We start from the raw sequence: 23,567 nt of genomic DNA on the forward strand, positions 1-23,567 counted from the left end.
CCAGGAGTACGTCGAGTCCGCCGCCCAGGGGATCCGCGTCCACGAGCAGGGTGCGCCTGCCCTGGCGCGCCGACGTGAGGGCCGATCACCGGCCACGCGCGCGGGGAGCCTCTTCTCTCTGCCGGTTTTTCTTGACGGGGGCTTCACCCCGGTCCGGGCACACTGGGGCGAACGGGGACGTACGGCCAGGAGGAACGGGGATGGCAGCAGAGGAACCGCGGGGTGACGACCCCGAGCGGCCCGGGGACGCGGCCGGTGAGCGCTGGGACGACCTGGTGCTCGACGAGGACTTCGTGCGGTCCGCGGAGACGACGGAACCGTCGGCCCGGGCACGCATGCTCGCCGCCCGCTGGCGTGAGGAGGGCCCCGAACCGGAGCCGTGGCGCTCGGACGAGCCGCCCGCGGGATGGTTCTTCAGCAAGGGCCGCCGGCGCAGATGGCGCCGCAGGTGAGACCCGCAGCCGGTCCCTCGGGTGACGGCCTTTAATCAGTGGCGCCCAAGTCGACCGGCAGGCACAGTAGTTGTGTCCCCACCGCCGGAAACGACCGGCGCCACACTCTGGGAGAGGAGCGCGACGATGTTCATCAGGAGCAGTTCGTCGAGCTCCCGACAGGGCAGCCCGCGGCGGGTTTCGGAGTAGTTACCCCTCCGTCGAACCCGCTCCGCACGGGGGGCTGCCCGGGGCGGCCGCTTCGAGCGCGCGTGTCGCGCGGGCCGCCCACCCGGAGGATTGGCCGAGTGGGAAGGCACCGGCTTGCTAAGCCGTGGTCGGGGGTGAAACCCCGCGCGCGTTCGATCCGCGCATCCTCCGCAACACGTTCCACCCGCAGCAGCGCTCACGCCGCTGCGGTGACAGTCGTCATCAAGGCGTGGCAATCCCTGCGGTCATCACCGCGGAACCCGCTACGACTGAGCCAGCAACCGCTCGAGCACGACCGCGATGCCGTCCTCCTCGTTCGTGGACGTCACCTCGTCCGCGACCGCCTTGAGGTCGGCGTGGGCGTTGGCCATCGCCACGCTGTGCGCGGCCCACGCGAACATCGGGATGTCGTTCGGCATGTCGCCGAAGGCGATGGTGTCCACGGCCTTCGCGCCGAGGCGGCGGGCCGCCAGCGACAGTCCCGTCGCCTTGGAGAGGCCGAGGGGGAGGAGTTCCACTATCCCCGCGCCCGCCATCGTGACGCCGACCAGCCCGCCAGCGACCTCCGTGGCCACGGCCGCGAGTTCGTCGTCCGAGAGCGTCGGGTGCTGGACGTACACCTTGTTCAGCGGCGCCGACCAGAGGTCCGCCGCGTCCCTGATCGGCACGACCGGCAGCGGTCCGTCCTGCACCCGGTAACCGGGGCCGACGAGCACCTCGCCCTCGAGTCCGTCACGGCTCGCCGCGAGCAGCAGCGGGCCGACCTCCGCCTCGATCTTGGCGAGCGCGAGACCGGCGAGCTGCCGGTCCAGCGTCACCGAGGTGAGCAGACGGTGCTCCCCCGCGTCGTACACCTGGGCGCCCTGGCCACAGACCGCGAGGCCCTGATAGCCGAGGTCGTCGAGGATGTGACGCGTCCAGGGCACCGCGCGCCCGGTGACGACGATGTGCGCCGCGCCCGCCGCGGTGACCGCGGCGAGCGCCTCACGCGTACGCGCCGAGACCGTCTCGTCGGAACGCAGCAGCGTCCCGTCGAGGTCGGTCGCGACGAGCTTGTACGGGAACGTCCGCGCGCCCGTGGCCTCGGACGGGCCCGTGGACCCCGTGGTACCGGTCACTTGGAGATCGGCTCCAGAAGCTCACGGCCGCCCAGGTAGGGGCGCAGCACCTCGGGCACCCGCACCGATCCGTCGGCGAGCTGGTGGTTCTCCAGGATCGCCACGATGGTGCGCGGCACGGCACACAGCGTGCCGTTCAGCGTCGACAGCGGCTGGACCTTCTTGCCGTCCCGCATGCGGACGGACAGGCGCCGGGCCTGGAAGCCGTCGCAGTTCGAGGCCGAGGTCAGCTCGCGGTACTTGCCCTGGGTCGGGATCCACGCCTCGCAGTCGAACTTGCGGGAGGCCGAGGAGCCGAGGTCGCCACTCGCCACGTCGATGACCTGGAAGGGCAGTTCGAGGCCGGTCAGCCACTGCTTCTCCCAGTCGAGGAGGCGGCGGTGTTCGTTCTCCGCGTCCTCGGGGTCGACGTACGAGAACATCTCGACCTTGTCGAACTGGTGCACGCGGAAGATGCCGCGGGTGTCCTTGCCGTAGGTGCCGGCCTCGCGGCGGAAGCACGGTGAGAAACCGGCGTAGCGCATCGGCAGCTGGTCGGCGTCGAGGATCTCGTCCATGTGGTACGCCGCGAGGGGGACCTCGGAGGTGCCGACCAGGTAGTAGTCGTCCTTCTCCAGGTGGTACACGTTCTCCGCGGCCTGGCCGAGGAAGCCGGTGCCCTCCATGGCGCGCGGGCGGACCAGCGCGGGGGTCAGCATCGGGGTGAAGCCGGCCTCGGTGGCCTGGGCGATCGCCGCGTTGACGAGGGCGAGCTCCAGGAGCGCGCCGACACCCGTCAGGTAGTAGAAACGCGAGCCGGACACCTTGGCGCCGCGCTCGACGTCGATGGCGCCCAGCGACTCGCCGAGCTCCAGGTGGTCCTTGGGCTCGAAGCCCTCGGCGGCGAAGTCGCGGATGGTGCCGTGCGTCTCCAGGACGACGAAGTCCTCCTCGCCGCCGACCGGGACGTCGGGGTGCACCAGGTTGCCGAGCTGGAGGAGGAGGCGCTTGGCCTCCTCGTCGGCCTCGTGCTGCTCGACGTCGGCCGCCTTGACGTCGGCCTTGAGCTGCTCGGCCTTCTTCAGCAGCTCGGCGCGCTCTTCGGGGGAGGCCTTGGGGATCAGCTTGCCGAGCGACTTCTGCTCGGAACGCAGCTCATCGAAGCGGACGCCGGACGACCTGCGCCGCTCGTCGGCGGAGAGAAGGGAGTCGACGAGCGCGACATCCTCTCCACGGGCGCGCTGGGAGGCGCGAACACGGTCGGGGTCCTCACGGAGCAGGCGAAGGTCAATCACCCCTCAAGGCTACCGGTGCGTGCTTCCGGCGAACGACTCGATATTCCGGTGCGTGAGGTCTGTCACGTTATGAGTGAAATGCCGGGTCGAATCTCTTGATCACCGATCATCGTCAATGAAAGGGACCTTACTCCCTGAAACGGGGCAGGGGGCCGGTCGACGGTTGACCGGATTTCCTTGCGGGAGCCGGGACTTGGGATCGGGTTGTCCACAGGAATCTGCCACTCGGGATAGTTATCCACAGGCTGTGTGGAAGATCTGTGGATGCCGGAATTGATCATTCCGGCGACACTTCTGCGGATGAGGAATTCCCGGCTCAAACCCTCCGTACACCCACTTTCGGGTGTAAATGATTCGCTCCATAGAGTTGATCAATGGAAAAGGGTGGACGAAGGGTGACGTGCGGGTCTGTGGAGGAACTTGGGCATTGTAGGACGATTTGTCGACGATGTAGTGCTTCGTTGTCGACTTGTCCCCAGGTCGAGAAGCGCGCCTGTGGATAACTTCTGTGGATGGCGAAAATAGGCAGGTAGGACCGGGGGAGAAAACCCGGACGGGTGTGGATCCGCCGGTCGGGAGGGGGGTGCCCTCAGGGCGTGCGGGGCCGGGGCATGCGAATGCGCCGGTCGGGCCGGTGGGTATCGGTCGGCCGGACGCTTCGGTCCTGTCGGTCAGGAACGGCCGTCCTGGCAGCGCGCCAGCCAGTCCGACGCCGCGGAGAACTCGCTGTCCGAGGTCCCGGGCCGCAGCGGCCGGACGTCCTTCAGTGCGACACCGGCACGCGGGTACGAACCGAGGAAGCGCACCTGGGGGCAGATCCGTTTGAGGCCCATCAGCGCCTCACCCACCCGTCGGTCGGTGATGTGGCCCTCGGCGTCCACCGAGAAGCAGTAGTTGCCGATGCCCCGGCCGGTGGGGCGGGACTCGATCCGCATCAGGTTGACGCCGCGCACGGCGAATTCCTGCAGCAGTTCGAGCAGGGCGCCCGGGTGGTCGTCGCCGAGCCAGATGACCACGGACGTCTTGTCGGCGCCGGTGGGCGCGGCGGGCCTGGCCGCACGGCCGACCAGCACGAAACGGGTCTCGGCGTTCGCCGCGTCGTGGATCTCGGTGACCAGCGGGTCGAGACCGTACGTCGCCGCCGCGAACTCGCCCGCGAAGGCCGCGTCGTACCGGCCTTCCTGGACCAGCCGGGCGCCGTCCGCGTTCGACGCGGCCGACTCCCACAGGGCGTCCGGGAGGTGTGCGCCCAGCCAGTTGCGCACCTGGGGCTGGGCGACCGGGTGCCCGGTGACCGTCTTGACGTCCTTCAGCGTGGTGCCGGGCCTGACCAGCAGGGCGAAGGCGATCGGCAGCACGACCTCGCGGTAGATCATCAGCGGGTCGCCCTTGGCCAGCTCGTCGAGCGTGGCGGTGACACCGCCCTCCACCGAGTTCTCGATCGGGACGAGCGCACCGGCCGCCTGGCCGCCGCGCACCGCGTCGAGCGCGGCCGGCACGGACACCATGGGCACCAGCTCCCGCGTCGCGGCCTCGGGAAGCGTGCGGAGGGCGGCCTCGGTGAACGTTCCCTCGGGGCCGAGATAGGTGTAGCGCGTCGCCGACATACCGTCACCCTAATGGGCCTTGCCCCACGAGGCTCACGGCTGCGGAAACAGGGCACCCAGGGGTGAATCCACCCGACCGGACGGACCGGACGACGGGAACTGTGCCGGACGGGTGGGACGACGGGACCTCTGCCGGGCGGACCGACGGACGGGACCTGCGCCGGGCGACCGGAGGACGGGAACCGTACCGGGCCGCTCAGCCCTCCAGAAGCCGTTGCCCCACGTACTCCCCCCGCGCCGCTCCGCCCGGCACCGCGAACAGGCCGCTCGACTCGTGCCGGATGAAGTCGGAGAGGGCGTCACCGCGGTCGAGTTTGCGCTGGACGGGGACGAAGCCACGCAGCGGGTCGGCCTGCCAGCACACGAAGAGCAGGCCCGCGTCGGGCACCCCGTCCGCGTCGATGCCGTCGTGGAAGGAGAACGGCCGGCGCAGCATCGCGGCACCGCCGTTCTGGTCGGGCCGGGTGATCCGGGCGTGCGCGTTGATGGGCACGACCAGGTTGCCGTCGGCGTCGGTCCTGTCGAGGTCCATCGTGGTCTTCTCAGTGCCGCCACTGAGCGGTGCCCCGGTGGACTTCCTCCGGCCGATGACGTCCTCCTGGGCCTTGCCCGAGAGCTTCTCCCAGTCGTCGAGCAGCATCCGGATCCGGCGTACGACCGCGTACGAGCCGTTCGCCATCCACGCCGGGTCACCGGAACCGGGCACGAAGATCCGCCCGTCGAAGTCGGGCTCGGACGGCTTCGGATTGCGCGTGCCGTCGATCTGCCCCATCAGGTTGCGCGCGGTCATGGGGGACGCGGTGGCGCCGGGCGACCGGTTGAAACCGTTCATCTGCCAGCGCACCCGTGCCGCGCTGCCCGCGTCCTTCTGGAGCGCGCGCAGGGCGTGGAAGGCGACCAGGGCGTCGTTCGCCCCGATCTGCACCCACAGGTCGCCGTTGCTGCGTCCCTTGTCGAGGTGGTCGGAGGAGAAGTCGGGCAGCGGATCCAGTGCGACCGGACGCTGCTTCTCCAGCCCTGTACGCGCGAAGAAGCCGTGGCCGAAGCCGAACGTGACGGTCAGGGACGACGGGCCGGCGTCGAGCGCGACGTCGGTGTCGTCATGGCTCGCGGCCTCGCCCGCCATCAGTCGCTCCGCCGTCGCCGACCATCGGCGCAGCAGGGCGGAGGCTTCCCGGCGGCCCGCGCCCGCCGTCAGGTCGAAGGCGACGAGATGGCCGCGCGCCTGGAGGGCGGTGGTGATGCCGGGCTGATGTTTCCCGTGAAACATCTCCGCGTCCGCGCCGACCGAGGCCAGCGGAACGGTCCGGTCGGCGGAGGGGGCCGCGGCGTAGCCCACGGCGGCCCCGCCCGCGCCGAGGGCGAGCCCCGTGGCACCGGCGGTCCCGAGCAGCCGACGTCGTGACATGACCCTCGTCGGAGCGCCCTCCGACGAGGCCGCCCGCGCCGACGGGTCGGCGGAAGCCTCGGGAGCCGTCGCGCGGGGGGCCTTCGGGGAGGTCTTCTTCGCGGAGGCGGTCTCGCGGGCGGCGGAGGACGTCCCGGGAGTGGACTGGTCAGCCATGGTCAGGTTCAGCCGATCTGCGCGTTCTTGTTCACGGTGACCTGGTCGATGTCCGAGGTGCGCACGGTCACCGCGATCTTCCAGTCGCCCGCCATGGGGATCTGTACAGCGCTCGCCGCCCAGTGTCCCGTGGCGATCCGGTCGGGCGTCACGGGCAACGGGCCGACGTCCTTCGCCTTGAGGGTGAGGGCGAGCTTCACCTCGGGCACGTCGAAGGCCTTGCCGTTCGGCCGGACCACGAAGACGTGCATCTCGTTGCCGCCGACGCGCGCCGGGTCGAAGGTGACCTCGGCCGTGCCCTTGCCGTCCTGGCCACCCGTGTCGAAGGGGATCTTCAGCGACAGGGGACCGGACCGCTGGGCGGCGGCTCCCTTGGCCTGCTGGACCGCCTCTTCGGTGCGTCCCGGCTCGGTGGTCGTCAGCGCGGTCGTGACCGCTAGCAGGACGACCGCGACGGCCGCCTCGGCGAGCACCGAGCGGCGCAGGCCCGTGCGGTTCGGGTCGGCGTCGCGGACGCGCTGGGCACGCGCCGTGTCCACGGCGGCCTGCTGCCGGGCCAGTTGGGCGGCGCGTCGGGAGTCGGCGGGGACGGTCGCGGGTGTCCTGCGCGCCGACCGCTGCTCCACCAGCGCGGCCTTGGCGGTCCGGGGGGCCGCGTCAGCGAGCCCGCCCGTCCAGCGCCGTGAGATCGAGGCGACGCCCACGAGCACGGCCACCAGACCGATCTTGACGAGCAGCAGCTGCCCGTACGTCGTGTCGGTGAACGCCGACCAGGAGCCGACCTGGCGCCACGACTGGTAGATGCCGGTCGCCACCAGGACGAGGACGCTCCCGAACGCGAGGCGGGAGAAGCGGTGTACGGCCGCGGCCTCGATCTGCTCCTCGGCCGGTGCCCGGAACAGGGCCACCAGCAGAGTCGTCAGGCCGCCGAGCCAGACGGCGACGGCCAGCAGGTGCAGCACGTCGACGGGCATGGCGATGCCCGCCTGGACGCCGGTGGAGGCGTGCTCGGCCATGGCCCAGCTCGCGGCGAGTCCCGCCGCCACGACCACGCCGCCGATGGCGAGTCCGAAGGTGAGGTCCTTCTTCTCGGCGGCCAGGTCGGCCGCCTCCGTGGCGGGGTCGGGGGTGTAGTCCGTCCCGTCCGGGTCCTCGGCGGCTTCCGGGGCGGCGGCCTTCGTGACCGCAGCCTTCCCGCCGCTCCCCTTGGTGCCGACGGCCTTCGCCCCGGTCGGCTTCGTGGCGGTTCCCTTGGCGCGGCCGCCCTTGGTGCTGTTCGCCTTCTTGGTGGCGGCGGCCAGCGCCTCGGCGGCCGCCCGCGCGTCCTCGTCCCGCTTGGCGTACGCGCCGAACAGGACGGCGATGAACAGTGCCGCCGCGGCGAGCAGCAGCAGCCGTGACACCAGCGCCGCGCCCGACTTGGTCTGCAATACCTGTCCGAGCAGGTTCAGGTCGAAGATGTCGCCGACCTTGCCCGACCCGACGTACGAACCGCGCAGGAGCAGCAGGGCGAGCGTGGAGACCGTCAGGGTGAGCCAGCCGGCGACCACGAGTCGCTGGACCGGCCGGACCCCGGAGCCGCGCTGCCAGCAGCCCAGCACGAACGCGGCGCCGCCGACGAGCAGGATGAACCCGGCGTAGGAGAAGTAGCGGCCGGCTCCGTAGAGGAAGCCCACCACTCCGCCGCCGACCGCCTGGCCGGACACGGCGACGGAGGTCTGCGAGGGCGCGCCGATGGAGAAGGTGAAGGCGCCCGAGACGGGGTGGCTGTCCGCAGACACCACCTGGTAGGTCACGGTGAACGTGCCGTCGGGCAGGCCCGCGTGGAGCTTCACGCCGTACGTGCTGCCGCCCAGGTCGCTCGGACCGCCGGTGTCGACCCGCTTGCCCTGGGGGTCGAGGACCCGCAGCGAGCTGTCGTTCATCGAGACCTGCTCGGAGAAGGTGAGCGAGATCTGCGAGGGTGCCTCGGCGACCACCGTCCCCTGCTGCGGATCGCTCCCGGTCAGCGCGGCGTGCGCGGAAGCGGGCGCGGCGCCCGCCAGGAGTGCGCCGGCGACGGCGAGGAACAGCAGCAGGAGGGTCCGGAAGCGGGGGGCGATGGTCGGTGTCACGGTGGTGCCTCCCTCAGTGCCCGGAGTCGGGGTTGTAGGTCGCGGACTTCACCGGCATGGAGATCTTCACCGTGCCGGACGTGGCGAAGTGCAGTTCCAGAGCCACCTTCTCGCCCTGCCGGGGCTTGTGGGTGAGCTTTGCGAACATGAGGTGGTTGCCGCCGCTCGCGAAGTCCAGGGTGCCGTGGGCGGGCACGGCGAAGGACTTCTCCTCCTCCATCGCACCGTCCTTGGTGGAGTGGAGCGTCACGTCGTCCGAGAGGTCGCTGGTGACGGAGGTCAGCCGGTCGGCACCACCGGAGTTGGTGACGGTGAAGAACCCCGCCGCCATGGTGGCCATGCTCGGGGCGGGCATGTAGGCGCCGGTGATCCTGAGGTCGGGCCGGCCCGAGGAGGACAGCGATCCCGAGGAGTCGCCGTCGCCCGAGCCGCAACCCGCGAGCGTCACCGCCGCGGCTATGGCCAGCGCGCCGAGGGCGAGGGGCCGTGCCGGACGGCCGGGGCGGCGCCTCACGGGGTCTTCCCCTCGACGATCTTGGGAAGGTCCTTGGTGTAGTCGTCGACCGTGGCGTCCTCGCCGTACAGCACATAGCCGCCGTCGGTCTTCGGCGAGAACGCGATGACCTGGGTGCCGTGCACGGAGACGAGCTTGCCGTTCTTGTCCTTCGAGGTCGGCTCGATGGAGATGCCCAGGGTGCGGGCGCCGGCCTGGATGGTGGAGAAGTCGCCGGTCAGGCCGATGAAGTCGGAGTCGATGCCCTTGAGCCACGTGCCGAGCGCGGCGGGGGTGTCGCGGTCGGGGTCGGTGGTGACGAACACGACGCGCAGCTTGTCCTGCTCGGCCTTGGGCAGCTGCTTCTTCGCGACGGCCAGGTTGTTCATCGTCAGCGGGCAGACGTCGGGGCAGTGCGTGTAGCCGAAGTAGACGAGCGTGGGCCGGCCCTTGGTCTGCGCGCGCAGGTCGAACTTCTTGCCGTTCGTGTCGGTGAGTACGAGGTCCGGCTTCTCGAACGGCTTGTCGAGGACCGTCGCGGGCTTGCCCGAGTCGGCGTCGACGGACACGTCGGCGACGGGCTTGTTGCTGTCGTCGCCAGTGCCGCAGGCGGAGAGGGTCAGAGCGGCGGCTGCGAACAGGGCGGCCACCGCGTACGTCTTCTTGCGCATAGAAAAATGTCCCAGATGTGAGTGCCCGGGTGCGCACCGGGGGTCGTCCGCGGCCGAAGGGCCAGGTCCGGCAGGCCGGGAGGGCCATGCCGGACCCGGCCGTGATCCGGCCGGACGGGTCCGGAGAGCCGCGTTCCCGCGGCCCTCCGGTGCGCACCGAGGCGGGTGGGTCTCAGTGCCTCGGACGCCGTGCGGCGTCTCAGGCGTTCGTACGCCGACGGCCGGCGATCACGCCGTACGCCACGCCCAGCGCGCCCACGACGATGCCCACGACGCCGAGAACACGCGCGGTCGTGTCGCTGCTGTCCGAGGAGGCGGCCGCCTGATCGGTGTCCTTCACGGCGCCCTCGGACTTCTCCTTGTCGGAGGCGTCCTCGGCGCCGGCGGAGCCGTGGTGGTCCTCCGTCGCGGCCGACAGGGCGAGCACCGGCGCCGGGTTCTCGGGCTCCTCGGCGCCCTCCTTCTGCGGCTCGATCCAGCGCACGACCTCCTTGTCGTCGTACGTCTGGATCGCCTTGAAGACGAGCTGGTCGGTGTCTTCGGGCAGCGCGCCGACGGAGAGCGGGAACTTCTGGAAGAAGCCCGGCTGGACGCCCTTGCCGTCGGCGGTCCAGGTGACCTTGGTGACGGCTTCGTCGATCTTCTCGCCGTGCAGGGTCACCGGCTTGTCCAGCTTGGACTTGGTGACCTCGACGTTCCAGCCCTGCACCGGCTGCGGCATGACGGAGGCGAGCGGGTGGTCCGCCGGGAGGTTCACCTCGAGCTTGGTGGTCGAGGCGTCGTCGCGCTCGTTCGGAACCTTGAAGTTCACGACGGCGTAGCCGCCCTTGGCCGCCGCCCCGTCGGGCGAGACGCTGACGTGCGCGAACGCGGGCGCGGCGGACAGGGCGAGAACGGCCGAGGCGGCGACGGTGCCGACGGCGGCGATACGAGAAGCCTTCATGGAAGGGAACACTCCACTCTCAGTTCGATGGCGAAGGGGACGCGCGGACGCCTCGGTGGTCCGGTACGGAGTGAGCCCGTGCCCGGGGAGACCTGGCGGGTACGCGCGCGTGCGGCACGACCGCGTCCCCTCCGGGAGAGCCCGGGAGGCCCGTGAAGTCCCTGGGATACGGGGACTTCGGGCTTCCGGCTCCGCGAGGCGGCGCGTCGTGTCAGGCGGCGAGGGAGAGAGCGGAGGCGGGCGGTCCGCGTCGGACCACCGTGTGCTGGAGCGCGGCCGTCCGCGGAGCGCGGAGCGTACGGGGCGCGGTACGGCGCGGGCGCGCGATCTCGGGCGCCCCCTGAAGACCCGTGCGCAGAGCGCGTACGAGAGACAGGGCGGCACGCAACGACCGTACGAGGGCCCCTTCGGCGACGCCCTGGGCCGACAGCCGCATGAGGCGGAGCAGCGCCAGATCACCGCGGCGCAGCACCCACCCGGCGGCGACGGCCGCGAGGGCGTGACCGAGCAGCATCGGCAGAGAGGGCAGCATCGGCATCGCGGCGCCCCCGGCGACCGGCACCGCGTCCGTGGCATGCCCCATGGACGACGTGCCCGTGTCGAGCCGCGCGTCGGCGAGGATCTTCTGGGCGTGCGCGGGGCTGATCGCCGCGGCGGTCGTACCGCACACCAGCCGGGCGGCCCGGGCCACGAGAGTGGCGTCGGACATCGGCATGCCCGAGGGCATCGAGCCCATGGACCCGGTGGCCGTGGTGACCGCGTGCTGGCTCAGCCCGAAGAGCGTGTGCAACGCGGTCTGGCCGACCGCGAGGACGGCCACGATGCCGGGCAGCGCCCGCTCCCGCCCCGCCAGCGTGACGGCGACGGTGAACACCACGAGGAAACCGACGCCCAAGGTCCACAGCGGAACCACGGCGCAGGAGGCGATTCCATGACCGGCCGCGGCCAGCGCGACGCAGACCGCGGCGAACACCGCGGCCCTGAGGATCCGTAGGTCGGCTCCGGAGGGCGCCGAACGCTGGTGGGGGGCAGTCATGGCGGGCTCATCATCGCACTGGGCACACCCGTCACCCACGGCAGGTCCACAAGGTGAGGTACGACCGGTCTGTCCGCAACGCCGCCTACGACCGGAACGTCGGCTTCCGTACGTCAACTCGCAACCGCATACACCGACCTCCGGCGCCCGCGCATCCGCCGTATGGGCGCCGTCCTCGGACGTATGCGATTGCGCACGGGTGCTTGCGGCAATACGTATCGGTATGTCGAGCCGCGGCCGGGAGGCTGGAGCATGAGCATCTGGTGGTCACTCCATCTGCGGCGCGAGGCTGCGAGCGTTCCCCTCGCCCGACGCCTGCTGCTCGGCACGATGGAGAGCGCCGGTGTCGACCCCGACGTCTCCTACGACCTCTCCGTCGCCCTCACCGAGGCCTGCGCCAACGCCGTCGAACACGGCGGGGACACCGCCCGGGGTGACGCCGGTGAGGCGTACCGGGTGACGGCCTATCTCGACGGCGACCAGTGCCGCATCGAAGTCACCGACTCCGGCCCCGGCTTCCCCGGTGGGAACGCCCGCCCCGCACTCCGCCCCGCCGACCAGGACGCCGAACACGGCCGGGGCCTCTGTCTGATCCAGGAGCTGGCCGACCACGTCCACTTCGGCAACGACCCGGGTCCGGGCGGCGCGGTGGTCAGCTTCGACAAGATCCTCAAGTGGCGGAAGTCCCCCTCCCTGCTGCCCGCCTAGCGACGCGAGCGGTCCTGCGCTCAGCACTCCGCGCCCTGCGCCGCGGCGGCACCGGCCGGCGCGAGCCGGATCCGGGTCCCGACCTTCGGGCGGCCCTCCCCGCCCTCTCGGCGCGTCACCTCACCTTCCCGGCGCTCCTGCGCACCGTCCCGGTGATTGCTCTCGGACTTCTCCCCGTCGGCCGCCTCCTGGCGATCGGCCCCGCCCTGCTGCTCCGACTGCGCCGAGCTGCGGGAGGCCGCCCATCGGGTCGCCGGGCCCATCGCGTACGAGGCGCCGAGCATCAGGCCACCGAGCAGCAGCCAGCCCGGCGTCCCCCAACCGACCAGCAGGGCCGTCAGGACGAGCGGGCCCATGGTCCGCGCCACCGTGACCCCTGTGCCGAAGAAGCCCTGGTACTCGCCCATGCGGTCGGCGGGGGCGAGGTCGAACGCGAGCTGCCACGAGCCCGCCGAGTGCTGCATCTCGGCGACGACCTGGAGCATCGCACCCGCCACGAGGACGGCCGCCGCGATCCAGGGGGAGACGCCGGACGACAGGGCGAACACCATGCAGGACGCCAGCATGACGAGCCCGGAGCGCCGTATCGAGCGGGTCGCCGTGACGAGGCCCGTGACACCGCGGGCCATCCGCACCTGGAACACCATCACCGCACCGGTGTTGAGCACGAACAGCGCGGAGACCAGCCAGGCGGGTGCCTCGGTGCGCTCGGTGATCCACAGCGGAATGCCGAGGCTGAGGAGCGGCATCCGCAGCAACAGCACGGTGTTGAGGAACGTGACCAGCACGTAGGGGCGGTCGCGCAGCACACCGGCTGCCGCGCCCCGCCCACTCCCCCGGCCGCTGCGCCCGCCCCGACCGTCCCGAGGACTCTTGCCGACGAGACCGACCCCGACCCGGCCGGCCGTCCGGTCCACCCCGGCGGGCTCGACCGACGGCAGTCGCCACAGCAGGCCGGCGCACACCAGGAAACTCACCGCGTCCAGCACGAACACCCCGAGGTACGCGGACCGGGTCCCGGCGTGCAGCGCGAGACCGCCGAGGCCCGCGCCCACCGCCAGACCGGCGTTCAGCGTCGACTGGAGGTGCGCGAGGAGTCCGGTGCGCTCCCCGGCCGGTATCAGCGAGGCGAGCAGCGCCTGCCGCGCCGCCCCGAGCCCGGACTGCGCGGAAGCGTAGGCGCAGGCCGCGAGGACGAAGGGGAGGAATCCTCGGACGAGCAGGAAGGACGCGACCGCCGTGGCGGTGGCCAGCGCCAGCAGGACGGCGGTGCCGCGCGGCCCGCGCCGGTCGGCGAGCCGGCCCAGCGGCACACCCACCAGCGAGCCGATCGCCCATGCCACGGTCAGCCCGAGCCCGACCCGCTCGGCGGGCAGCCCGACGACGTGCGTGAAGTACAGCGCGGACGTCACGTAATAGGCGCCGTCACCCACCGAGTTGCTCAACTGTGCGAGAGCGAGCACCCGCTGCGGTCCGGCGGGCGGCAACACCCTGCCCGCCCCGTTTCGCTTCACGGTCGAGCGCTCTGCGGATCGTGCGTCGCGAGTCGTCATGTCTTCGACGCTACGGGCCGGATGGACCGCTCGGCAGGCCCATTCCTCACACCTTTTCGTGACCCAATTCACGGGTCGGCCATGACATTCGTCAGATCCTGCGGACGGCCGTCGAGCCCCGGATCAAGGGTCCTGGACCAAGGCGTTCGGGTCAGGGAACCAAGCACGGCGGCTCGTCCCGGGCGCCCGGGACAAGGGCCCCCGGCTCAGTGGTCCGGGTTCCCGGGTGGTCAAGGCGCCTCGGTTCGGACGCCCTCTGCCAACGCGCCCTGGATCAGAACGCCCCGGCTCTCGCCGTTCCGCTCGACCCGCTCGGGCGGGCCGCCGGCCGCGCGCCTCCCAGCACCCGCCCGAGAGCCTCCAGCGCCTCGGGATACGTCCGCTCCCTCGGTGTCCCGTACCCGACGACCAGACCCTGCGGCCGCCCGTCACCCGGAGCGTGCCAGTGGTCGCCGAGCCGTCCTACCGCCAACCCTTCCTCCGCCGCGCGCGCCAGCACCTCCGCCTCGTCCGTCACTTCGACCAACGCGTGCAGGCCCGCGGCGATCCCCCGCACGCTCCTGCGCGCCCCCACCCGGTCGAGGAGCTGGTCCCGGCGGCGCCGGTACCGGAGCCTGCACGCGCGCACGTGACGGTCGTAGGCGTGACTGACGATCATCTCGGCCAGCGCCAACTGGCCGATGGACTCGGTGTGGTGGTCACTGTGCAGCTTGATGTCGGCGACCGGGTCGACCAGTTGGGGCGGCAGCACCATCCAGCCGAGGCGCAGTGCGGGGCCGAGCGTCTTGGAGGCGGTTCCGAGATAGACGGCGTGGCCTGGTGCCATGCCCTGGAGCGCGCCGACCGGCTGCCGGTCGTAGCGGAACTCGCCGTCGTAGTCGTCCTCGATGATCAGCGCGTCCCGCGCGCGTGCCCAGTCGGTGAGCGCCCGCCGCCGCTCCGGGTGGAGCGTGACGCCGGTCGGGTACTGGTGCGCGGGGGTGACGACGACCGCGTCCGCACCGAGGGTCTCCAACCGGTCGGCGCGGGCGCCGTGTTCGTCGACGGGCAGCGGCACCACGGTGCCGCCCGCCTTGCGCACCACGTCCCGGTGGAACGGCAGCCCCGGGTCCTCCATGGCCACGGTCCCGCCGTCCAGCACACGCGTGAGGAGGGCGAGGCCCTGGACGTAGCCGGAGGTGATGACGATCCGCTCGGGCGGCGCGATCACTCCGCGGGTCCGCCCCAGGTAGTCCGACAGGGCGGTGCGCAGTTCGATGCGGCCCCGAGGGTCCCCGTAGTCGTACGCCAGGGAGGGCGCCGTGGCGATGGCCCGGCGCAACGCCCGCAGCCAGGCCGCCGCCGGGAACGTTCCGACGTCCGGACTGCCGGGGCGCAGATCGAAACGGGGCGCACGCGCGTGTGGCGCCCGTACGTCCGCCGGGGTCCCGTCTGCCGGAAGGGAAGCCACCTCGGTGCCCGAACCCTGCCGGGCGGTCAGATAGCCCTCGGCGATGAGCTGGTCGTACGCCGCCTTCGCCGTGCCCCGTGAGAGGCCGAGCTCGACGGCGAGGCGCCGTGTCGCGGGCAGCCGGGTACCGGGGGCGAGCCGTCCGGCGCGGACGGCGTCCCGCAGCGCCCGTTCCAGCCCGGCCCTGCGCCCGGCCGCCGCGTCCGGCTCCAGATGGAGATCCACCCCGACGCCGGACCAGAAGTCGTCGTCCACGAAAAGCCGCCCCCTAGGCACACCGAAAACCCGCGGGCGCACCGATCCGCCCGCGGGCCACCGCACTCCGGGGGCCGCCGTCCCCCGGACAAACCGCTGGCCGGGCACTCTGGAGGGCACCCGGCCGGCAGTCTCGTATCAGCCCTCGTGGGGCACTATGTCAGCCCTTGAGGGACGCCATCCAGGCCTCGACCTCGTCCGACCGGCGCGGCAGGCCGTCCGACAGGTTCCGGTTGCCGTCCTCGGTGACGAGGATGTCGTCCTCGATGCGGACGCCGATGCCGCGGTACTCCTCGGGCACGGTCAGGTCGTCCGCCTGGAAGTACAGGCCCGGCTCGACGGTCAGGCACATGCCCGGCTCCAGCGTGCCCTCGACGTACGTCTCGGTGCGCGCGGCGGCGCAGTCGTGGACGTCCATGCCGAGCATGTGGCCGGTGCCGTGCAGGGTCCAGCGGCGCTGCAGGCCGAGCTCCAGGACGCGCTCGACCGGGCCCTCGACGAGGCCCCACTCGACGAGCTTCTCGGTCAGCACCCGCTGCGCGGCGTCGTGGAAGTCGCGGTACTTGGCACCCGGCTGGACGGCCGCGATACCGGCCTCCTGGGCCTCGTACACGGCGTCGTAGATCTTCTTCTGGATCTCCGTGTACGTGCCGCTGATCGGCAGCGTGCGCGTGACGTCGGCGGTGTAGAGCGTGTGGGTCTCCACGCCCGCGTCGAGCAGCAGCAGGTCGCCGGAGCGGACCGGGCCGTCGTTGCGCACCCAGTGCAGGGTGCAGGCGTGCGGTCCGGCGGCGCAGATCGAGCCGTAGCCGATGTCGTTGCCCTCGACCCGCGCGCGCAGGAAGAAGGTGCCCTCGATATAGCGCTCGCTGGTGGCCTCGGCCTTGTCGAGGACCTTCACGACGTCCTCGAAGCCGCGGACGGTGGAGTCGACGGCCTTCTGCAGCTCGCCGGCCTCGAACGCGTCCTTGACCAGGCGGGCCTCGGAGAGGAACACCCGCAGTTCGTTGTCGCGCTCGGCGGTGACCTTGTCGGTCAGGGCGGCCTCGACGGCGGCGTCGTATCCGCGCACGACACGCACGGGGCCGGTGGCCTCCGACAGCGCGGCGGGCAGCTCCCGGACGTCCGAGGCGGGGATGCCGTACAGCTGCTCGGCCTCGGCGAGGGAGTGACGGCGGCCGACCCACAGCTCGCCCTGGCCGGAGAGCCAGAACTCGCCGTTCTCCCGGTCGGAGCGCGGCAGCAGGTAGATCGTCGCCTTGTGGCCCTCGGTGGCCGGCTCCAGCACGAGGACGCCGTCCTCGGTGAGGTTGCCGGTGAGGTACGCGTACTCGACGGAGGCACGGAAGGCGTACTCCGTGTCGTTCGAGCGGGTCTTCAGGTTGCCCGCGGGGATCACCAGGCGCTCGCCCGGGAAGCGCGCGGAGAGCGCGGCGCGGCGGGCGGCGGTGTACTCGGCCTGCGCGATCGGCGTGAGGCCGCGCAGCTCGGTGTCGGCCCAGCCGGACTTCATGCTGTCGGCGAGCTCGTCGGACACGCCCGGGTACAGGCCGTTCTTCCGCTGCTTGATGGGCTCTTCCTCGCCCGCTTCGTCAGCGGTTTCGTCAAGCACGGCTTCCGGGGTCTCCGGTGTGAGCGCCTCCGACACGGTCTGCCTCCTAGATACGACTCTGGACCTCCTCCATCGTACGGTCGTGCTGAAGGGGGCCCAGGGCCGGAAGGCCTGTTACACGAGGTGTCCGTGCGCTCACTCGAAGCGGGCCGCCAGGAGGACGACGTCCTCGTCGCTGTCCGCCTCGTCGAGACCGTCCGGCAGGACCGTGCGCAGGACGTGGTCGGCGATCGCGCCGGGGTCGTCCCGCACGGCCTTCGGGACCCCGGCCGCCGCCGCGTGCAGCCGCGCGAAGGCGCGGTCCATCGGGTCGCCCGTGCGGTGCAGCAGCCCGTCGGTGTAGATGAGCACGGTCTCGCCGCGTTCGGCGGTCATCTCGACGCTCGGGGCCTCCCAGCAGGCGAGCATCCCGAGCGGCGCCGACAGCGAGGTCTCGACGAACTCGGTGCGGCGCGGGCCGATGACCAGGGGCGGACTGTGACCGGCCCCGGCGAGCGTGAGCTTGCGCAGGGCGGGCTCGCAGTAGGCGAACAGGGCGGTCGCCGAGCGGGCCGGTTCGGTGAGCCGGAGCAGCAGTTCGAGGTCGGAGAGCACCGCGACCGGATCCTCGCCCTCCATCACCGCGTACGCCCGCAGGGAGGCCCGCAGCCGGCCCATGGCGGCGACCGCGCTGGGCCCCGAGCCGGTGACGGAGCCGACGGCGAGACCGAGCGCGGCGTCGGGCAGCGGCAGCGCGTCGTACCAGTCGCCGCCGCCCCGCGGACCGGTGCGGTGCCGGGCGGCGAGCTGGACGCCGGAGACCCGCGGCAGCCGTGACGGAAGCAACTCCGCGGAGATCGTCGTCATGCACGCGCGCGTGCGCTCCAGCTCCAGGAGCCGCGCCAGGTGCTCGGTGGCGTACCGGGCGTACAGGCCGATGAGGTGGCGCTGCCGCTCGACCGGTTCGGCGGGCTCGTCGTAGAGCCAGACGGCGGCGCCCAGGCGGCCGGCGGCCTCGGTGGACAGGGGCAGCGCGTAGCTGGCGGCGTAGCCGAGGCGGGCGGCCACCTCGCGGTGGCGGGGGTCGAGCCCGTCCTCCGAGAGGAGGTCCGGCTGGGCGATCTCGCCCTCGCCGCCCGGCAGGCCGTCCAGGATCTTCCCGTACGACATGGAGCTGCGAGGGACGGTCTCGATGTGGCCGAGGTCCGCGCGGGCGAGGCCGAGGCCGATCGTGGTGTCGGGGCCCAGTCCGTCGCCCGGTTCCATGACGACGAGACCGCGCCGAGCGCCCACGAGGGCCGCTCCGGCGCGCAGCAGTTCCTGGAGCGCCTCGTCCAGGGTCGACGTGCGCGCCAGCCGCTCGGTGAGTTCGTGGAGGGTGGTGAGATCCGAGACCCAGCCCGCGAGTCGATCTTGGAGAACCGCTCCGGGGCCGGTGGGCGGCGCGACCGAGGCGGCACCCGGGGGAGCAGGCGCGGGCGCGACAGTGTGTGCGGGCGAGGGAACCGTTGAATCGATTCCAGCCACTTTCGGAAGGTGAGGGGCGTTCATGACGTCCGGCTTTCCGGCCGGTGCGTATTGCTCGTTAGCATCGCAAACCCCCATGTAGTTCTGCGCCGCTAGCAGTGTCTCCACATGTACACGCACTCGTGAGGGGATGTCCAGCATTGTCCTGCTGGGATTCCTGGTGTCCATGAGACCGGCGGTAACCCTTGCGGGAAAACTAAGTTGGCCTAAAACTGACTCGGGTAACGGCTTATTGAGGTCGACTGGCCTCGTTCGACGGAGCGTCACAGCGGTCGTGGTGGGTACGTACTCGGTGAAGGCCAGGGGCGGTTGAGATCCGCCCGGAACCTGGCGACGGACCCGGGCGTCTTAACCACTGACGACCGTGCCCCATCCTCCCGTGGCGGAGGCGGCAAGAAGTACTGCGGGACGTAAAACGCCAGGCGCCGCCACCCCACGCCATGCCCATGCTTTGGATGTACGCAGTGTGGGCGCGGACACAGCCACATGCTCGGCCCAGAGGGGTTCCCCTTGTCTCCAGCAGGGGTGTGATGCGCCAGCAGGTACGCACAGTGAAGAGATCGACACATGGTGTGATGTGATCCTCGGTGTTGCCAGGCGTGCAACGGAAAGGAACGAGCGCTCATGCGCGAGATCCTCGGAAGGCGACGCAGGCTCCTGTCCAGGCGAAACAACGGGAGGCCTGAGATCCTCAGCGCGGCCCTGACCTTCGCGACCGCATGGCACTGGCCCGTCCTCCCGGGTGTGGCGGCCGACCCGCAGGGGCGTGCCCGCTGCGGATGCCCCGACCCGGAGTGCACGGTGCCCGGTGCCCATCCCTTCGACCCCGGCCTCCTCGCGGCCACCACGGACGAGCGCATGGTGCGCTGGTGGTGGGGCAACCGGCCCTCGGCGCCCATCGTGCTGGCCACCGGGGGAAGCGCCCCGTGCGCGGTGAGCCTGCCGGCTCTCGCCGCGGCCCGCGCTCTGGAGGCCCTCGACCGCGCGGGCATGCGCCTCGGCCCGGTCGTCGCGTCCCCCAACCGCTGGGCGATCCTCGTCGCCCCGTACTCGATGGAGCAGCTCGGCGAGCTGCTCTACGCCAAGGAATTCGTCCCCGGCTCCCTGCGCTTCCACGGCGACGGCGGATACATCGCACTGCCGCCGTCCGAGACCGGCCAGGGCCAGATCCGCTGGGAGCGCGCTCCGCTGCCCGGCTCGGCCGCTCCCTGGGTACCAGGTGTGGAGGCCGTGGTGGACTCCGTCGTCGAAGCACTCACTCGTACGGGTGTGAGCGCACCCGAGTTGTAGGGGCGTCCGGCGCGCGGTGAGCCGCGCGCCCGCCCACGCTCGTTATCGTCCGACCATGCAGCGCAATTCTGGGGGACACGGGGCCTCGACGCCGCCGCGCGGCGGGGCCGACCCCCGAAGGGTCCGTCTCATGGCGCTGGTCGGCGTCGTGGCGTTCGTCCTCGCACTTCCCCTGGCCGTGGCGTCCGCCGGCTCCGTCGGCGACAACGATCCGTCTGCCGTGCGCGGGACCGCTCGCACCGACGACCGGCCGCGCTCTCCCGAACCCTCCCGCTCCCCGCGGCTGCTCGGCCTCGGACTGGCCACCGCCGCCCGGTGTGGTCCCGAACTCTCCTCGCCCGACGGCGTCGAGGCACAGACCTGTGTCCTGACGCAGGGCGAGGAGACCTGGGCGCGCACCTACTACCGCAACGCGACCGGCGAAGAACTGAGTTCCCTGCTGAGTCTGATGGGCCCCGGAGGGCGCACGGTGCAGATCAACTGCGCGGTGGACGCCGAGGACGATCCGGGGGCGTGCGAGACCCCCAGGGAACGCACCGCGGGGGGCGCGGAGGCGTACACGGCGATTGCCGAGTTCGCGAAGGGATCCGGGCCCGACGGGCCGCTGTTGCTGCGCTCGGGGAGCAACTCGGCCTCGTAGCAAGGCTGTTGACCGCGTGTCTGACAGCGGGCATGAAAAGACCCGGTTGCTGGCGACGGGGGATGCACCAGCAACCGGGCTACTCGAACGGTAACAAGAGATCGGCGGTTCGCAAATTCGATCTCGGCTATTCGGACACGGATTTACCTGTCACAACGGGGAGTTGTGACAGGAGTCACCCGCTTCCGAGGTCGCGACCAGCTGACCGGTCGGTCAGTTTCCGAGTCTGTGAGTCAGCTGAGAGTCACCTGTCGGTTCGTGAGTCCGCCCCGCGCGCGACGCTCGTCCGCCGTCAGCGGCTCGTCCGTGGCCAGAGCCGTGGCGAGGCGCTCGGCGAACTCCGCGGCCGGCTTCTCGACGTCGTCCGCCGTGACCCCCGTCGGCAGGTCCCAGACCGGCACGGTGAGCCCGTGCGCGCGGAAGGAACCGACCAGCCGGGTGCCCTCGCCGAGGCCCGAACGGCCTGCCGCGTGAAGGCGCGCGAGGGCGTCCAGAAGCTGCTCCTCCTCGTGGGGCATGACCCAGCGCAGGTGGTTCTTGTCGGGCGTCTCGCACCAGTAGGCGGCGTCGACCCCGGAGAGCTTCACGGTCGGGATGGCCGCGGCGTTGGCCCGCTCCAGAGATGCGGTCACCTCCGCCGTGGCGTTCTCCGCGTCCGGGACCCAGAACTCGAAGCCGCTGTGCACAACTGGCTCGAAGGCGCCTTCCGGGTCGAGCAGGTCCTGCAGGCGCGGGCCCTCGGCCGGGGCGCGGCGGCCCTCGACCGGGGTGCCCGGCTGCGCGGTGAGCGCGCGCTGGAGGGTGTCGGCCAGGTCGCGGCTGATGTCGCCGGAGGCCGTGTCGTTCTGCAGGCCGAGCAGCACCGAGCCGTCGTCGCGGCGCAGCGCGGGCCAGGCCATCGGCAGGACGGTGGCGAGCGTGACCGAGGGAACTCCCTCCGGCGGGCTCTCCTTGAGCTTCAGTTCGACCGTCGCGGCGGGCACCAGCTCGCGCAGCGCGACCCAGTCCCCCTCGCCCGGCAGGCCCTCGAAGGGGCGGTGGACCAGCTCGGTCACGGCGTGCGCTGCGGCTCGGCCGTGGCAGGCCTTGTAGCGGCGGCCGCTGCCGCAGGGGCAGGGCTCGCGAGCGCCGACAACCGGGATCTCTCCGTCGTTGAGCTGCGGCTGCTTGGCCCTCGTCTGAGGTCGCTTCTTGGCCATCGTGGGTGTCTCCCGATCACGGCTCGTCTCGTACGGGCGCGAGCCTAGCCGTTCGTAGGGAGGCCGACGGGACCCTGTGGACAACGCACCGCGTCGCACCGGAACCTGTGGTTCGGCGCGCGGGTGCCTCAGCCGAGATCGTCGAAGGCGTCCGCGAAGTCCACGCCGGATATCCCGGACACGGTCGGTGACGCGACGCGCGTAGCGAAATCGTCGCGTCTGCGGGCTGTTTCCACGTCGTCCTGGATGACCACCCACACCGTGACCTCGCCGCGGATGTCGTCCCGGACACCCCAGTCCTTGGCCAGCGCGGTGATGATGTTCAGCCCGCGGCCGCCACGAGCGGTGACCGAGGGCGTCGACGGAACAGGGCGGGTCGGACCACCGCCGTCCGTCACTTCGAGCGTCAGCCGTCCCGCCGGTTCGACGCGCCAGGCCGCCCGCACGTCGCCGTCGCCGGAGAACGCGTCGCCCAGGGGCCTGCCATGTCGGCAGGAATTGCTGAGCAGTTCGGAAAGGATCAGTACCGCGTCGTCGATGACCGTTTCCGCCACGCCACCGGAGCGCAGGTGATCCCGCATCCGATGCCGTGCTTCCCCCACGCCCGCAGGGCCATGGGGTACGGCCATGCTCGACGACGTGGGCACCTCCTGTGCCACCACCAACGCCACCCCCGAGACCTCCTTTGCCCCACGCCACGGAGTGGATGCCCCTTTGGACTGGACCGGAAACCGGCCAATCGACGTCTGCTGACGCACTTGTAACGATCGAATACGGAGCGAACGCGCCGGTGCACTCCCTGTGACGGGCGTCCGGTTTTCGATGGTTTTTGAGGGGCGATCGTGGTGCTTTACGTGGGGTGTCCGAGGGCGGGAGGAGTCGGGGTCAGCGGCCCAGCTGACGCAGCACCGCGCGGGGGCGGTTGGTGATGATGGCGTCGATGCCCAGCTCAACGCAGAGGTCCACGTCCTCGGGCTCGTTCACGGTCCAGACGTGCACCTGGTGCCCGGCCCGCTTGAGGCGCTCGATGTACCCGGGGTGGCTGCGTACGATCCGCATCGAGGGGCCCGCGATCCGGACACCCGCGGGCAGTCGTCCGTCCCGTAGCCGGGGAGAGACGAACTGGAGCAAATACACCGTGGGCAGCGTCGGGGACGCGCCCCGGACGCGATGCAGGGAGCGCGCCGAGAAACTCATCACACGGACCGGGGAGTCGGCGGCGGACTCCGGGGAGTCGAGGCCGAAGCGCTTCAGCAGGACCAGTAGGCGTTCCTCGACCTGGCCCGCCCAGCGGGTCGGGTGTTTCGTCTCGATGGCCAACTCGACACGGCGGCCGGCGTCGGCGACGAGTTCGAGCAGTCTCTCCAGGGTGAGGACGGAGGTGTCCTCGGGGCCTCCGGGGGCGTGCTCCCAGTCGGGGGACTCGTCGCGGTTCTTCCAGGAGCCGAAGTCCAGGGCGGCGAGATCGGCGAGTTCCAGGGCGGAGACGGCGCCGCGGCCGTTGGACGTACGGTTGACGCGGCGGTCGTGCACACAGACGAGATGGCCGTCGGCGGTCAGGCGCACATCGCACTCAAGGGCGTCCGCACCGTCCTCGATCGCCTTCTTGTACGCGGCCAGTGTGTGTTCCGGGGCCTCTTCGGAGGCTCCGCGGTGGGCGATCACCTGGATCGGGTGCTGTCGTGCGAGGGTCACCGCGTCATGGTGCCACCGTCGCGGGGTAGGCGTGAGGTGGGAGACGTAGCACTTCCTCCTTTTAGTGACAAAGGTCCGTTATAAAGAGTCGCCTCGGACGCACAGGCACCGCTTATGGTGCTCTGACGCCCAGTGGGAAAAGCTGACGGCGTACAAAAGCACATGCACAGCTGAATCGCGCCGGGCCATCAGCAAGCG

Annotated in this window: 20 protein-coding genes and 1 tRNA gene; 5 read left to right on the forward strand and 16 right to left on the reverse strand. The window is 71.4% G+C overall.

Translation table 11 applies throughout. From position 1 onward, the window contains the following. Positions 1–200 precede the first annotated feature (200 nt). Positions 201–452: a hypothetical protein gene (locus AB0C62_RS20855; RefSeq protein WP_362975176.1), complete on the forward strand. Its 252-nt coding sequence runs from the start codon at positions 201–203 to the stop codon at positions 450–452. 273 nt (positions 453–725) lie between these two features. Next, positions 726–812 (forward strand) — tRNA-Ser (locus AB0C62_RS20860). 92 nt (positions 813–904) lie between these two features. Here the strand turns inward: AB0C62_RS20860 and AB0C62_RS20865 are convergent. The 9 genes from AB0C62_RS20865 to AB0C62_RS20905 all read right to left on the reverse strand — a co-directional run bounded on the left by AB0C62_RS20865 (position 905) and on the right by AB0C62_RS20905 (position 11,461). After that, positions 905–1,759, reverse strand: coding sequence for an HAD family hydrolase (locus AB0C62_RS20865; RefSeq protein ID WP_362975178.1), 855 nt, complete (start codon positions 1,757–1,759; stop codon positions 905–907). Further along, on the reverse strand, positions 1,756–3,033 hold the full coding sequence (serS, locus tag AB0C62_RS20870; protein WP_362975180.1) for a serine--tRNA ligase: 1,278 nt from the start codon (positions 3,031–3,033) through the stop codon (positions 1,756–1,758). Before serS ends, AB0C62_RS20865 begins: the two co-directional genes overlap by 4 nt. Before the next feature lie 671 nt (positions 3,034–3,704). Continuing rightward, positions 3,705–4,640 (reverse strand): prephenate dehydratase, encoded by a 936-nt coding sequence (pheA, locus tag AB0C62_RS20875; protein ID WP_362975181.1) that lies wholly within the window; start codon positions 4,638–4,640, stop codon positions 3,705–3,707. Positions 4,641–4,836: 196 nt separating this feature from the next. Continuing rightward, on the reverse strand, positions 4,837–6,204 hold the full coding sequence (efeB, locus tag AB0C62_RS20880) for an iron uptake transporter deferrochelatase/peroxidase subunit (protein WP_362975182.1): 1,368 nt from the start codon (positions 6,202–6,204) through the stop codon (positions 4,837–4,839). A gap of 8 nt (positions 6,205–6,212) precedes the next feature. Further along, entirely contained in the window at positions 6,213–8,318 is a 2,106-nt protein-coding gene (locus AB0C62_RS20885) for a copper resistance protein CopC (RefSeq protein WP_362975184.1), read from the reverse strand. Positions 8,319–8,331: 13 nt separating this feature from the next. Further along, complete coding sequence (locus AB0C62_RS20890) at positions 8,332–8,832, reverse strand: copper chaperone PCu(A)C (RefSeq protein WP_362975185.1); 501 nt, start codon at positions 8,830–8,832, stop codon at positions 8,332–8,334. Next, positions 8,829–9,482, reverse strand: a complete 654-nt coding sequence (locus tag AB0C62_RS20895; protein WP_362975187.1) for an SCO family protein — start codon at positions 9,480–9,482, stop codon at positions 8,829–8,831. The genes AB0C62_RS20890 and AB0C62_RS20895 overlap by 4 nt, the downstream gene beginning before the upstream one ends. 199 nt (positions 9,483–9,681) lie before the next feature. Next, on the reverse strand, positions 9,682–10,425 hold the full coding sequence (locus AB0C62_RS20900; protein ID WP_362975189.1) for a YcnI family protein: 744 nt from the start codon (positions 10,423–10,425) through the stop codon (positions 9,682–9,684). A gap of 211 nt (positions 10,426–10,636) precedes the next feature. Next, the gene (locus AB0C62_RS20905) at positions 10,637–11,461 is read right to left on the reverse strand and encodes a hypothetical protein (protein WP_362975191.1); all 825 of its coding nucleotides are present in this window, start codon (positions 11,459–11,461) and stop codon (positions 10,637–10,639) included. 252 nt (positions 11,462–11,713) lie between these two features. Between AB0C62_RS20905 and AB0C62_RS20910 the strand changes: the two genes are divergently transcribed. Then, positions 11,714–12,169, forward strand: a complete 456-nt coding sequence (locus AB0C62_RS20910; protein ID WP_362975193.1) for an ATP-binding protein — start codon at positions 11,714–11,716, stop codon at positions 12,167–12,169. 20 nt (positions 12,170–12,189) lie between these two features. Here AB0C62_RS20910 and AB0C62_RS20915 read toward each other — a convergent pair whose 3' ends face one another. The 4 genes from AB0C62_RS20915 to AB0C62_RS20930 all read right to left on the reverse strand — a co-directional run bounded on the left by AB0C62_RS20915 (position 12,190) and on the right by AB0C62_RS20930 (position 18,686). Then, the gene (locus AB0C62_RS20915; RefSeq protein WP_362975195.1) at positions 12,190–13,722 is read right to left on the reverse strand and encodes an MFS transporter; all 1,533 of its coding nucleotides are present in this window, start codon (positions 13,720–13,722) and stop codon (positions 12,190–12,192) included. Positions 13,723–13,996: 274 nt separating this feature from the next. Beyond that, a complete protein-coding gene (locus tag AB0C62_RS20920; RefSeq protein ID WP_362975197.1) occupies positions 13,997–15,427 on the reverse strand; it encodes a PLP-dependent aminotransferase family protein in 1,431 nt (476 codons plus the stop codon). Between the two features lie 160 nt (positions 15,428–15,587). Next, complete coding sequence (locus tag AB0C62_RS20925) at positions 15,588–17,039, reverse strand: aminopeptidase P family protein (protein WP_362975347.1); 1,452 nt, start codon at positions 17,037–17,039, stop codon at positions 15,588–15,590. A gap of 135 nt (positions 17,040–17,174) precedes the next feature. Next, the gene (locus AB0C62_RS20930; RefSeq protein ID WP_362975349.1) at positions 17,175–18,686 is read right to left on the reverse strand and encodes a PP2C family protein-serine/threonine phosphatase; all 1,512 of its coding nucleotides are present in this window, start codon (positions 18,684–18,686) and stop codon (positions 17,175–17,177) included. 483 nt (positions 18,687–19,169) lie between these two features. On the opposite strand from AB0C62_RS20930, the gene AB0C62_RS20935 reads away from it, so the two are divergent. Continuing rightward, entirely contained in the window at positions 19,170–19,835 is a 666-nt protein-coding gene (locus AB0C62_RS20935; RefSeq protein ID WP_362975199.1) for a bifunctional DNA primase/polymerase, read from the forward strand. A 130-nt stretch (positions 19,836–19,965) separates the two neighbouring features. Next, on the forward strand, positions 19,966–20,475 hold the full coding sequence (locus AB0C62_RS20940; RefSeq protein WP_362975351.1) for a hypothetical protein: 510 nt from the start codon (positions 19,966–19,968) through the stop codon (positions 20,473–20,475). 233 nt (positions 20,476–20,708) lie between these two features. Here AB0C62_RS20940 and AB0C62_RS20945 read toward each other — a convergent pair whose 3' ends face one another. From AB0C62_RS20945 to AB0C62_RS20955, 3 genes are all read right to left on the reverse strand, one after another. Beyond that, the gene (locus AB0C62_RS20945; protein WP_362975201.1) at positions 20,709–21,674 is read right to left on the reverse strand and encodes a DUF5926 family protein; all 966 of its coding nucleotides are present in this window, start codon (positions 21,672–21,674) and stop codon (positions 20,709–20,711) included. A gap of 128 nt (positions 21,675–21,802) precedes the next feature. Next, a complete protein-coding gene (locus AB0C62_RS20950) occupies positions 21,803–22,432 on the reverse strand; it encodes an ATP-binding protein (RefSeq protein WP_362975203.1) in 630 nt (209 codons plus the stop codon). 127 nt (positions 22,433–22,559) lie between these two features. Next, a complete protein-coding gene (locus tag AB0C62_RS20955) occupies positions 22,560–23,369 on the reverse strand; it encodes a glycerophosphodiester phosphodiesterase (protein WP_362975205.1) in 810 nt (269 codons plus the stop codon). Between the last annotated feature and the right edge of the window lie 198 nt (positions 23,370–23,567).

The organism is Streptomyces sp. NPDC048643, from assembly GCF_040650615.1.
Classification (GTDB): Bacteria; Actinomycetota; Actinomycetes; order Streptomycetales; family Streptomycetaceae; genus Streptomyces.